Raw genomic sequence first — 11,467 nt, forward strand, 5'->3', positions numbered from 1 at the left:
GCACTACAGCGACCGGATCCTCCACCGCGTCCCCGAGACGCCGCCGCCCGCCGTGCCACCCGGCATCACCTCTGTCCTCTCCGTCCTGCGCCAGAGCGCCGTCGTCGTCGACGAGCAGGACGTCGTCCTGCGCGCCAGCGCCCCGGCGTACGCGTTCGGGCTGGTGCACGGCAGCGGCATCCGCGACGAGGAGCTGGCGGCCCTGATCCGCAGGGTCCGGCGTGACGGCCAGATCCGCGAGGCCGAGTTCGAGCTCGCGATGGGCACGCGGGGCCAGGTCCGCCACGTCACGGCCCGGGTCGCGCCGCTCGGCTCCCGCCTCGTCCTCGCCCTGCTCGAGGACCGCACCCGCGAACGCCGCGTCGACTCGATCCGCCGCGACTTCGTCGCCAATGTCAGCCACGAGCTCAAGACGCCCGTCGGGGCGATCAGGCTGCTCAGCGAGGCGGTGAGCGACGCCTCCGACGACCCTGAGGCCGTCGAGCGGTTCGCCGGGCGGATGCTCAAGGAGAGCGACCGGCTGAGCCACCTGGTCCAGCAGATCATCGACCTCTCCCGCCTCCAGGGCGACGAGCCCGTCTCGCAGCCCGAGCCCGTGCCGGTCGACGAGATCGTCGCGGTCGCCGTCGACACCAGCGCGATCGACGCCCAGGCCAAGGGCATCACCGTCGTCACCGGCGGCGACACCGGACTGCAGCTCAACGGCAGCCGTGACCAGCTCACGGTCGCGGTCAGCAACCTCGTCGCCAACGCGGTCCACTACTCGCGTGAGGGCTCCTCGGTCGCGGTCGCGGTGCGCGGCCTCGAGGAGAGCATCGAGATCGCGGTCACCGACCAGGGCATCGGCATCCCGGCCGGCGACCTGGACCGCATCTTCGAGCGGTTCTACCGGGTCGACCCGGCCCGTCACCGTTCCACGGGAGGCACCGGCCTGGGCCTCTCCATCGTCAAGCACGTCGCTGCCACCCATGGCGGCGAGATCAAGGTCTGGTCCGTCGAGGGACAGGGCTCCACCTTCACCCTGACCCTCCCCCGTTTCGCCCCCCATCAGGAGGAGAGCACATGACCCGCGTACTCGTCGTCGAGGACGAAGAGAGCTACATCGACGCCCTGACGTACATGCTGCGCAAGGAAGGGTTCGAGGTCGCCGTCGCCACCAACGGCAACGACGCGCTCACCGAGTTCGACCGCAACGGTGCCGACATCGTCCTGCTCGACCTCATGCTCCCCGGCCTGCCCGGCACCGAGGTCTGTCGCCAGATCCGCCAGACCTCCTCGGTCCCGGTGATCATGGTGAGTGCCAAGGACGACGAGGTCGACAAGGTGGTCGGCCTCGAGCTGGGCGCCGACGACTACGTCACCAAGCCCTACTCGCCGCGCGAGCTCGTGGCCCGGATCCGCGCCGTCCTGCGTCGCGGCAACGACGCCGGCGACCTCGCCCCGCAGACGCTCGAGGCCGGCCCGGTGCGCATGGACGTCGAGCGCCACGTCGTCACCGTCGACGGCGTCGACACCCGCCTGCCGCTCAAGGAGTTCGAGCTGCTGGAGATGTTCCTGCGCAACCCCGGCCGGGTGCTCACCCGCGGTCAGCTGATCGACCGGGTCTGGGGCTCGGACTACGTCGGCGACACCAAGACCCTCGACGTACACGTGAAGCGCCTGCGCGCCAAGCTCGAGCCGGACCCGTCCGACCCGAAGTACCTCGTCACCGTCCGCGGTCTGGGCTACAAGCTCGACCTCTGACGGTACGCCGCGCGCAGCGTCGCGGCGACCACGCTGCGGGTCTCGGCCGGGTCGATGACGTCGTCGATCTCGAGCACGCGGGCAGCGTTGAGCGCCTTGGCGTGCTCGCGCGCCAGCGCGGTGTGCTCGGCGACAGCGGCCTCGCGCTCGTCCTCGGGCAGGGCGGCGATCTCCTTGGCCAGCGCCAGCCGCACCGCGCCCTCGAGCCCCATTGGCCCGAGGTGGGCTTCGGGCCAGGCGACGGTAAGGAGCGGCCGGTGCGTGCTGCCCCCGAGCATCGCCTGGGCGCCCAGGCCGTAGCCGCGTCGCAGCACCACACCGACGAGCGGCACGGTGAGCCGGGCGCCCGCGACGACGAGCCGCGAGGCGTGGCGTACGAGGCCCTCACGCTCGGCGTCCGGGCCGACCATGAAGCCGGGGGTGTCGACGAGCGAGAGCACCGGGATCCGCCACCTCTCGCAGAGCTCGAGGAACTCCGCCCCCTTGACCGAGGCGGCGGAGGTGAGCGCGCCGGCGACGTGGGTCGACTGGTTCGCCAGGACCCCGACCGGCCGCCCCTCGATCCGGCCGAAGGCGGTGACCAGCTCGGGCGCGAACTGCTCCCGCAGCCAGGTCACGCTGTCGGCGTCCGCGAGCGACTCCACCAGAGGGCGGACGTCGAATGCCTCTCGGTCGTTGGCGGGCAGCATCGCGCGGAGCTCCGCCTGGTCGACGGCCACCGCCTCGGCCGCGACGGCGACCTGGCGGTAGCCGAGCAGCCTCCGTGCAACCTCGACCGCCTCGGCCTCATCGGCGACGAGCACGTCGACGACCCCGTTGGCCGCCTGCTCCGCCACCGGGCCGATCTCCTCCGGTGTGAACGAGCCCAGCCCGCCGCCCGCGATCATCGCGGGGCCGGCCATGCCGAGGTTGGCGTCGGGGGTGGCGATCCGCAGGTCGGCGGTGCCGGCCAGGACGGCGTTGCCCGCGAAGCAGCGGCCCGAGACGACCGCGATCCTGGGCGCGGAGCCGGTCAGCCCGGCCCACAGGGCGAAGGTCGCGACGTCGAGGCCGGAGACGACCGGGAGATCGGTGTCACCGGGACGACCGCCACCGCCTTCGGTGAAGAAGACACAGGGCAGGCCGAGTCGCTCGATGACCTCGAGCAGCCGGTCGGACTTGTGGTGCCCGCGGAATCCCTGCGTGCCGGCCATCACCATGTAGTCGTAGGAGAGCACCGCGCATGGGTGCCCGTCGACCGTCGCGGTGCCTGCGACCAGGCCATCGGCCGGCGTCTCCACGACGAGCTCCGCGAGCTCGCGGCGGCGTTCCTGGGCGGCGGTGGCGAACCGGCCGTACTCCACGAAGGAGCCCGGGTCGACCAGGTCGGCGATGTTCTCCCGCGCCGTACGCCGCCCTGCCGCGTGCCGGCGCGCGACCTTCTCGGGCCGGGCCGCGTCGGTGGTCAGGAAGCGGCGGGCCAGCACCTCGTCCAGCCCCTGGGCCGGGGCGTCGTCATCGGTCACGGTGACCGTTCTACACCCCGGCGGGGTCGGCGACCTTGACGAGCAGCTTGCCGACGTTGCGGCCCGCCAGCAGTCCACGGAACGCCTCGGGGGCGTTCTCCAGGCTGTCGACGACGTCCTCGCGGTAGCGCACCGTCCCGTCGGCGACCCAGCCCGACATCTCGCGCTGGAAGTCGGCCCAATGGGTCGGCACGAACTCGTCCTGGATGAACCCGCGGACCGTCAGGCTCTTGGTCAGCACGCGGCGCATGAAGCCGGGCAGCCGGTCGAAGTCGGCCATCGGCTCGCCACCGTTGTAGCCGGCGATCAGGCCGCAGACCGGCATCCGCGCGTAGGTGTTGAAGCGACGGACGACCTCGGCGGCGACATGACCGCCGACGTTCTCGAAGTAGACGTCGATGCCGTCCGGCGTCGCAGCGGCGAGGTCCTCGCGGAGCGTCGGCGAGCGGTGGTCGACCGCGGCGTCGAAGCCGTACTCATCCAGCAGCAGGCGACACTTCTCCGGACCACCGGCGATACCGACGGCGCGGGCACCCTTCGCCTTCGCGATCTGGCCGACGGCGGAGCCGACCGGCCCGGCAGCAGCAGCCACCACGACGGTCTCCCCCGCCTTCGGCTGGCCGATCGCCAGCAGCCCGCCGTACGCCGTGAAGCCGGGCATGCCGAGCACGCCGAGTGCCGTGGACACCGGCGCAGCGGACGGGTCGAGGCGGCGGGTGGCCCGCGCATCGACGACCGCGTGGCTCTGCCAGCCGGTGTAGGCCAGGACGATGTCGCCGACCTCGCGACGCTCCGAGCGCGACGCGACGACCTCGGAGACCGTCTGGCCGACCATGACCTCACCGATCCCCACGGGGGCGGCGTAGGACGGCGCGTCGCTCATCCGGCCGCGCATGTAGGGGTCGAGCGAGAGGTGGAGCGTGCGCAGGACGACCTGCCCCTCCTCCGGCTCGGGCAGCTCCGCCGTGGCGACCTCGAAGTCGCTGTCGAGGGGCTCGGCGACCGGCCGCGAGGCCAGCCTGATCTGGGTGCTCTTCATCAGTCGTCTCCTCCGGGCAGCAGGTCGATCAGCGGGGCGAGCGCGGCCCGGTGGGCACCGGGGGTGCCGAACGCCAGCTGGTCCGCCTTCGCCTTCTTCAGGTAGAGGTGCGCCGGGTGCTCCCACGTCATGCCGATGCCGCCGTGCAGCTGCACGGCCTCCTCGGCCGCGTGGACCGCGACGTCACCGCAGTACGCCGCGGCGACGTGGGCCGCGACCGGGAGGTCCTCGCCGGCAGCAAGCGCAGCCGCGGCATAGCGGGCCGCAGCCGAGGCGGACTCCACCTCGGCGTACAGGTCGGCGAGCCGATGCTTGAGCGCCTGGAAGCCACCGACCACGCGACCGAACTGGCGACGCACCTTGAGGTAGGCGACGGTCTCCTCCAGGCACCAGCGGGCGACGCCCGCCTGCTCGCTGGCCAGGAGCGCGGCCCCGGCCAGCAGGCCCGCGCGAACCGCGGCGTCGGCGTCGGCCGCCAGCACCCGGGCGGAAGCTCCGTCGAAGGTGACGTCGGCGACCTGGCGCGCCATGTCGAGCGAGGAGACAGGCGTGACCTGCGCGTCCTCGCGGGCGACCGCGTAGAGCGCTACGCCCTGCCCGTCAGCCACCGCCACGAGCAGGACGTCGGCCTCGAGCGCGCCGGCGACGCTGCGGACAGTGCCACTGACGCGCCCGTCTGCGACCGAGACATCGGGCAGCGCCGCGCCGGGTGCGAGCGCGAGCGGCACCACGAGGGCGGCCGTCCGGTCGCCGGCTGCGAGGGCGGCGAGGAGTGTGCGCGCCTCGTCACCGTCGGAGGCGAGCAGCACCGAGGTGGCGACCACGGCGCTGGTGAGGAACGGGACCGGCGCGCAGGCCCGTCCGAGCTCGTCGAGGACGGCTCCGGCCTCGCGCGCCGAGGCGCCGGCACCACCGAGCTCCTCGGGGACGAGCAGGCCGGCGAGGCCGAGGTCGGCCGCCAGGGACTTCCACAGGGGCACGACGACCGAGCGGTCGCCGTCGTAGAGCGCCGTGACGGCGCCGGGCTCGCACTGATCGGCGAGCAGACCACGCACGGTGGAGCGGAGGTCGGTCTCGATGTCGGTCGCGAGCAGGTCGAGATCGGCGGCAGCGGGGATCACTTGGCCAGCTCCTTCCAGGGGCGGTCCTTGTCGGTGCGGTGCTCGCCGGGCAGGCCGAGGACGCGTTCGGAGACGATGTTGCGGATGATCTCCGAGGTGCCGCCCTCGATGGAGTTGCCCTTGGCTCGCAGGTAGCGGTAGCCCGCGTCGCGGCCGGTGAAGTCGACCCGCTCGGGCCGGACCATCTCCCAGCCCTGCTCGTCCTCGTAGCGCAGCCCGTCCTCACCGAGGATCTCGAGCTCCAGGCCCGCGAGCTCCTGGGAGATGCGGGCGAAGGTGAGCTTGGCCGCCGACCCCTCGGGGCCGGGCTGGCCAGAGGCCAGCTTCTGCGACAGCAGGCGGCCGCTGATCCGGGCCACCTCCGCGTCGACCCAGAGCCGGAGCAGCCGGTCGTGGAGCTCGGGCGTGCGCCCTTCAGGGGTCTGCCGCCAGGTGTTGGCCACGACACCGATCATGCCGCCCTCGCGGGCCGCGCCCTTGCCGATCGAGACCCGCTCGTTGTTGAGCGTGGTGTTGGCGACCCGCCATCCCTCGCCCTCGGCGCCGAGGCGCTGGGTGTCGGGGATGCGGACATCGGTGAGGAAGACCTCGTTGAACTCCGCCTCACCGGTGATCTGGCGCAGCGGCCGGATCTCGACGCCCGGATCGGTCATGTCGCAGAGGAAGTAGGTCAGGCCGGCGTGCTTCACCGCGTCGGGGTCCGTGCGGGCGACCAGGATGGCGAAGCGAGCGTTGTGCGCACCCGAGGTCCACACCTTCTGGCCGTTGACCACCCACTCGTCACCGTCGCGGACCGCGCGGGTCGACACGTTGGCCAGGTCGGAGCCGGCGCCGGGCTCGGAGAAGAGCTGGCACCAGATCTCCTCGCCGGTCCACAGCGGCTTGAGGAAACGCTCCATCTGCTCGTCGGTGCCGTAGGTGAGGATCGTCGGCGCGGCCATGCCGAGGCCGATGCCGTTGCGCTCCGGCAGGTTGCTCGGCGCTCCTGCCTCGGCGAAGAGTCGGTCCACGTCGGACTGCAGCGCCTGCGGGAGGCCCTGACCGCCATGGCCCGCCGGGAAGGCGACCCACGCCAGCCCGGCGTCGTACCGGGCCCGGAGGAAATCCAGCCGGTCGGTCGTGGCCGGATCGTGCGCCGCCAGGAAGTCGGCGACCTGCCGGGCCAGCTCCGTCATGCGCGCGCCTCGCGGCGGTCGGCCTGACGGCGGAGCTCGGCGCGGGCGAGGGCGTTCTTGTGGACCTCGTCCGGGCCGTCGGCGAAGCGCAGGGTGCGGATGCCGGCGATCATGTTGGCCAGCGGGAAGTCCTGCGAGAGACCGCCGGCGCCGTGGGTCTGGATCGCCTTGTCGAGGATCCACTCGACCGCAGCCGGGGTCGCGATCTTGATCATCTGGATCTCGGTGTGGGCGGCCTTGTTGCCCTGGGTGTCCATCAGCCACGCGGCCTTGAGGCAGAGCAGGCGGAGCTGCTCGACCTTCACCCGCGACTCGGCGATCCAGTCGCGGACCACGCCCTGCTCGGAGATCTTCTTGCCGAACGCGACGCGGCTCTCGGCGCGCTCACACATCAGCTCGATGGCCCGCTCGGCGAGGCCGAGGGAGCGCATGCAGTGGTGGATCCGGCCGGGGCCGAGCCGCATCTGGGCGATCGCGAAGCCGTCGCCCTCGCCCATCAGCAGGTTGCCGGCAGGGACGCGGACGTCAGTGAAGCGGAGTTCGGCGTGGCCGCCGTGCTCGTGGTCGTCGTAGCCGAGCACGTGCATCGGCCGGACGATCTCGAGGCCGGGGGTCTCACGCTCGACGAGGATCATCGACTGCTGGCGGTGCCGCTCCGCGGACGGGTCGGTCTTGCCCATGACCACGAAGATCTTCGCGTTGGGGTTCATCGCGCCGGTGATCCACCACTTGCGGCCGTTGAGGACGTACTCGTCGCCGTCCCGCACGATGCTGAGCTCGATGTTGGTCGCGTCGGAGGAGGCGACGTCGGGCTCGGTCATCGCGAACGCCGAGCGGATCTCGGCGTTGAGCAGCGGCTCGAGCCACTTCTTCTTCTGCTCGTCGTTGCCGGCGACCGCGAGCACCTCCATGTTGCCGGTGTCGGGCGCGGCGCAGTTCATCGCGGCGGGGGCCAGGTGCGGGCTGCGGCCCGAGATCTCCGCGAGCGTGGCGTACTGCAGGTTGCTCAGCCCGCCACCCTCCTCACCCGGGAGGAAGAGGTTCCACAGGCCACGGCTCTTCGCCTCGGCGCGCAGCTCGGCCAGGACCGGGACGGAGTCCCAGGCCCAGCGGTCGTCGAGCTCGGCGATCTGCTCCTCGAAGACCTTCTCGGCCGGGTGGACGTGCTTCTCCATGAAGTCGAGCATCGAGGCGCGGAGCTCCTCGGTACGGGCGTCGTAGGCGAATTCCATCAGTGGTTCTCCTTCAGTGCGGAAAGGCCGGCGTCGAGAAGCGGGTGGATCGCGTCGCCGATGGTGTCGAAGCCCTCCCCGACCGTCTGGCCGTGGAGGTAGCGGTAGTGGATGCCCTCGAGGATCGCGGCGAGCTTGTACGCCGCGAGGCCGAGGTAGAAGCCGAACCGGGAGAGGTCACGGTCGCTGCCCTGGGCATAGCGGTCGATGATCTCGTCCTCGCTGAGGAAGCCGGGGGCCGCCGAGGCGTTGGTGACGCTCGCCCCCGACGCGGACTCCCCCAGCCGGTGGTACATGAGCATCAGGGCCAGGTCGGCGAGCGGGTCGCCAAGCGTCGCCATCTCCCAGTCGAGCACCGCCGTCGGCCGGTCGGAGTCGTCGACCAGGACGTTGTCGAGGCGGTAGTCGCCGTGCACGATGCCGGCGGCGGACTCGGCCGGCACGTCAGCGGCGAGCAGTGCGTAGAGCTCGTCGGCTGCGGGCAGGTCGCGGCAGTACGACGCGTCGAGCTGCTTCTTCCAGCGGCTGACCTGGCGGCCGAGGTAACCCTCCGCCTTGCCGAAGTCACCGAGCCCCACCGCCACCGGGTCGACCTGGTGGAGCGCGGCGAGCGTGTCGACCAGCCGGGTGGAGATGGTCCGGGTGCGCTCGGCCCCCAGCGGGATCAGCTCGTCGGCCAGCCGGTACGGCGTGCCCGTCACCCGCTCCATCACGTAGAACGGGGCGCCCAGCACGGCGTCGTCCTGGCAGAGCCCGTAGGTGACCGGCACCGGAACGGGGGTGTCCCGCAGGGCGGTCATCACGCGGTACTCGCGCGACATGTCGTGGGCCGTGGCGAGCACGTGGCCGAGCGGAGGGCGGCGGACCACCCATTCGCGGGCGCCGTCGGAGACGGCGTACGTGAGGTTGGACTTGCCGCCCGCGATCATCGTGGCGGTCAGCTCGCGGCCCGCACCGGGGATCTCGGCAGCGAACCAGGCGCCGAGCTTCGGCAGGTCGAGGCCGCGCGGAGACGCGGCATCGTCGGTGGTCACGGCACGACCACGGCGAGCATGTCGACCACGCAGGCCGGCTTGTCGCCACCTTCACGCTCGATGGTGACCCGGGTGGCGATCTGGTAGCCGAGCGCGATCGGCGTGACGCCGTTGATCTCGACGCCCGCGCGCACCTTCGAGCCGACGGGCACCGGCGAGGGGAACCGGAGCTTGTCGGCGCCGTAGTTGACGCCCATCTTGACGCCGTCGATCCGGTAGACCTCGGCTGCGAGCATCGGGAGCAGCGAGAGGGTGAGGAAGCCGTGGGCGATCGTGCCGCCGAACGGCCCCTCCTTCGCCTTCTCGACGTCGAGGTGGATCCACTGGTGGTCGCCCGTGGCGTCAGCGAAGAGCTGCACCTGGTCCTGGGTGACCTCGTGCCACTCCGACCAGCCCACGTGCGTGCCGACGGCTGCCTCGACCTCGGGGATGCCGGTGAAGACCTTCATGTCTGTGCTCTCCTTCGGGACGTGCGGAAACGGCGGATCAGAAGTGGGACGGGCCGCCGGCGACGGCGAGGATCTGGCCGTTGACGTAGCTCGAGCGCTCGTCGACGAAGAACGAGACCGCCTGCGCGATGTCGTCGGGGGTGCCGACCCGGCCGACCGCGATCGTCTTCGCGCCGGCCTCGAGGAAGTCGTCGTACGACATGCCGAGGCGTTCCGCGGTCGCGGAGAGCATCGGGGTGTCGATGAAGCCGGGGGCGATGGCGTTGGCGGTGACGCCGAAGCGGCCGAGCTCGATGGCGAGCGTCTTGGTGAAGCTCTCCAGGCCGCCCTTGGCCGCCGCGTAGTTGACCTGGCCGCGGTTGCCCTGCGCCGAGGTGCTGGAGAGGTTCACGATGCGGCCGTGGCCTGCCTGGGTCATGTGTGCCTGGACGGCGCGCGTCATCAGGAACGAGCCGCGCAGGTGGACGCCCATGACCTGGTCCCAGTCGCTGGTGGTCATCTTGAAGATCAGGTTGTCGCGGGTGATGCCGGCGTTGTTGACCAGGACGGTCGGGGCGCCGAGCTCGGCGACGATCCGCTCGACGCCGGCCTGGACCGCGGCCTCGTCGGCCACGTCGACGCCGACCGCGAGGGCGCGGCCTCCGGCGTTCTCGATCTCCTTGACGACGTCGGCGCAGGCGCCCTCGTCGAGGTCGAGCACGGCGACGGCGAGGCCGTCCTCGGCCAGGCGGCGGGCGACGACGGCGCCGATGCCGCGGGCGGCGCCGGTGACGACGGCGACGCGGGTGGAAGTGGTGGTGTCGGTCATGCGAGAACCTCTCGGGGAGTGGGTGACAGCGCCGGCACGAGCGCGGCGAGTGCGGCGCGCGTGCAGCGGGGGCTGGTGTGCAGGAGGGCGCGCAGTCCGACGGACTGGGCGCCGATGATGTTGGGCTCGGCGTCGTCGACGAAGAGGACTCGACCGGCGGGCAGGTCGAGCTGCTCGAGCGCGTGCTGGTAGATCGTGGCGTGGGGCTTGCGCAGCCCGATCTCGCCCGAGATGACGACGGGGTCGAAGAGCTCGTCGATCTCGGGACGGGGGTAGGTGTTGCCCCAGCTGTTGGAGAGCAGGCCGACCCTGATGCCGCAGTCACGCAGCTCCTCGACGAGCTCGAACATCACCGGATCGGGCCGCATCCCGGCGAACATCCGGCCGAGGATCCCGGCGGCCTCCGGCGGGACTCCGTCGACGGTCGTCAGCTCGGCCGCGAAGATCCGCTCGAACTCCGCGATGCTGAGCGCACCGGTCTCCAGCTGGTGGATCGGGGTCTCCCAGTTGACCGTGCGGGAGAGCCACTGCTTCAGCGTCCGTGTGAACGACGCGGGGTCGATGCCGTCGGCGGTGTGCCAGGCCCGGATGGAGTCACCCACCGGGCCCGTCATCACGCCGCCGTAGTCGAAGAGCACCGCGTCGACGAGCGGGGGGCCGCCCGTCACGCGGTGACTCCCGCGTCGTACACGACCCGGCCGACGGTGACACCATCGGCGAGGCGCTGGACGCCCGCTGCCACGTCTGCGAGGGCGAGTCGCTCACTGACCAGCGGGCCGATCAGGCCCTGGTCGGCGAGCTCGGTCAGGGCGCGGTGGCACTCCTGGACCGCCGGCGGGTCGTAGAGGTTGTAGAGGCCCCAGTGGAGGCCCACGATCGAGTAGTTCTTGACCAGCGCGTGGTTGAGCGCGGCCGACTGGATCTCTCCACCGGCGAAGCCGACCACGAGGATCCGGCCCTCGAAGGCGATGCACTTGGTCGAGCGGGCGTAGGTGTCGCCGCCCACCGGGTCATAGATGACGTCGGCGCCCCGGCCGCCCGTCTCGGCCTTGACCACCTCGACGAAGTCCTGCGTGTGGCGGTCGATGACGACGTCGGCGCCGAGCTGGCGCGCGACCTCGGCCTTGTCCGGACCACCGACGACGCCGATGACCCGGGCGCCGGCGGCCTTGCCCAGCTGGATGGCCGCGCTGCCGACACCGCCGGCGGCGGCGTGGACGAGCAGGGTCTCCCCGGCCTTGAGGTTGGCGCGGCGGTGCAGGCCGAACCACCCTGTCTGGTAGCCGATGTAGAGGCTCGAGGCCTCGGCGTCGTCGAGCGCGTCGGGGGCCGGGAAGGTCATCGCGACGTCCATGACCGCC

The 11,467-nt window shown here is 71.8% G+C and carries 12 protein-coding genes; 2 read left to right on the forward strand and 10 right to left on the reverse strand.

Features of this window, described 5'->3' with window-relative positions; translation table 11 throughout:
* The coding region (locus VLF38_RS09570; protein WP_325271036.1) for a sensor histidine kinase at positions 1 to 1,066 on the forward strand (1,066 nt) is incomplete at its 5' end.
* On the forward strand, positions 1,063 to 1,743 hold the full coding sequence (locus VLF38_RS09575; RefSeq protein ID WP_107698691.1) for a response regulator: 681 nt from the start codon (positions 1,063 to 1,065) through the stop codon (positions 1,741 to 1,743). The genes VLF38_RS09570 and VLF38_RS09575, both read left to right, overlap by 4 nt.
* On the opposite strand, the gene VLF38_RS09580 is transcribed toward VLF38_RS09575, so the two are convergent.
* From VLF38_RS09580 to VLF38_RS09625, 10 genes are all read right to left on the reverse strand, one after another.
* The gene (locus VLF38_RS09580) at positions 1,725 to 3,248 is read right to left on the reverse strand and encodes an acyl-CoA carboxylase subunit beta (protein ID WP_325271037.1); all 1,524 of its coding nucleotides are present in this window, start codon (positions 3,246 to 3,248) and stop codon (positions 1,725 to 1,727) included. The genes VLF38_RS09575 and VLF38_RS09580 overlap by 19 nt on opposite strands.
* A 10-nt stretch (positions 3,249 to 3,258) precedes the next feature.
* Entirely contained in the window at positions 3,259 to 4,287 is a 1,029-nt protein-coding gene (locus tag VLF38_RS09585; RefSeq protein ID WP_325271038.1) for an NADP-dependent oxidoreductase, read from the reverse strand.
* The gene (locus VLF38_RS09590) at positions 4,287 to 5,408 is read right to left on the reverse strand and encodes an acyl-CoA dehydrogenase family protein (RefSeq protein ID WP_325271039.1); all 1,122 of its coding nucleotides are present in this window, start codon (positions 5,406 to 5,408) and stop codon (positions 4,287 to 4,289) included. The genes VLF38_RS09585 and VLF38_RS09590 overlap by 1 nt, the downstream gene beginning before the upstream one ends.
* Positions 5,405 to 6,583 carry an acyl-CoA dehydrogenase family protein gene (locus VLF38_RS09595; RefSeq protein ID WP_325271040.1) on the reverse strand — a complete coding sequence of 393 codons (1,179 nt, stop codon included), beginning with the start codon at positions 6,581 to 6,583 and terminating at the stop codon, positions 5,405 to 5,407. Before VLF38_RS09595 ends, VLF38_RS09590 begins: the two co-directional genes overlap by 4 nt.
* Positions 6,580 to 7,815 (reverse strand): acyl-CoA dehydrogenase family protein, encoded by a 1,236-nt coding sequence (locus VLF38_RS09600; protein WP_325271041.1) that lies wholly within the window; start codon positions 7,813 to 7,815, stop codon positions 6,580 to 6,582. The genes VLF38_RS09595 and VLF38_RS09600 overlap by 4 nt, the downstream gene beginning before the upstream one ends.
* Positions 7,815 to 8,849, reverse strand: a complete 1,035-nt coding sequence (locus VLF38_RS09605) for a phosphotransferase family protein (protein ID WP_325271042.1) — start codon at positions 8,847 to 8,849, stop codon at positions 7,815 to 7,817. Before VLF38_RS09605 ends, VLF38_RS09600 begins: the two co-directional genes overlap by 1 nt.
* On the reverse strand, positions 8,846 to 9,298 hold the full coding sequence (locus tag VLF38_RS09610) for a MaoC family dehydratase (RefSeq protein WP_325271043.1): 453 nt from the start codon (positions 9,296 to 9,298) through the stop codon (positions 8,846 to 8,848). Before VLF38_RS09610 ends, VLF38_RS09605 begins: the two co-directional genes overlap by 4 nt.
* A gap of 37 nt (positions 9,299 to 9,335) precedes the next feature.
* Positions 9,336 to 10,106, reverse strand: a complete 771-nt coding sequence (locus VLF38_RS09615) for an SDR family oxidoreductase (RefSeq protein WP_325271044.1) — start codon at positions 10,104 to 10,106, stop codon at positions 9,336 to 9,338.
* A complete protein-coding gene (locus VLF38_RS09620; protein WP_325271045.1) occupies positions 10,103 to 10,774 on the reverse strand; it encodes an HAD family phosphatase in 672 nt (223 codons plus the stop codon). Before VLF38_RS09620 ends, VLF38_RS09615 begins: the two co-directional genes overlap by 4 nt.
* Positions 10,771 to 11,467 (reverse strand): NADPH:quinone oxidoreductase family protein (locus VLF38_RS09625; protein WP_325271046.1); only part of this gene is annotated, 697 nt, incomplete at its 5' end. The genes VLF38_RS09620 and VLF38_RS09625, both read right to left, overlap by 4 nt.

The sequence above is a fragment of the Nocardioides sp. genome (assembly GCF_035481145.1).
GTDB lineage: Bacteria > Actinomycetota > Actinomycetes > Propionibacteriales > Nocardioidaceae > Nocardioides.

What these genes read in the sequence shown, in the direction of transcription:
- VLF38_RS09575 (WP_107698691.1), top strand. Translation starts at nt 1,063, where the DNA reads ATGACCCGCGTACTCGTCGTCGAGGACGAAGAGAGCTACATCGACGCC.
- VLF38_RS09585 (WP_325271038.1), bottom strand. Translation starts at nt 4,287, where the DNA reads ATGAAGAGCACCCAGATCAGGCTGGCCTCGCGGCCGGTCGCCGAGCCC.
- VLF38_RS09595 (WP_325271040.1), bottom strand. Translation starts at nt 6,583, where the DNA reads ATGACGGAGCTGGCCCGGCAGGTCGCCGACTTCCTGGCGGCGCACGAT.
- VLF38_RS09600 (WP_325271041.1), bottom strand. Translation starts at nt 7,815, where the DNA reads ATGGAATTCGCCTACGACGCCCGTACCGAGGAGCTCCGCGCCTCGATG.
- VLF38_RS09610 (WP_325271043.1), bottom strand. Translation starts at nt 9,298, where the DNA reads ATGAAGGTCTTCACCGGCATCCCCGAGGTCGAGGCAGCCGTCGGCACG.
- VLF38_RS09615 (WP_325271044.1), bottom strand. Translation starts at nt 10,106, where the DNA reads ATGACCGACACCACCACTTCCACCCGCGTCGCCGTCGTCACCGGCGCC.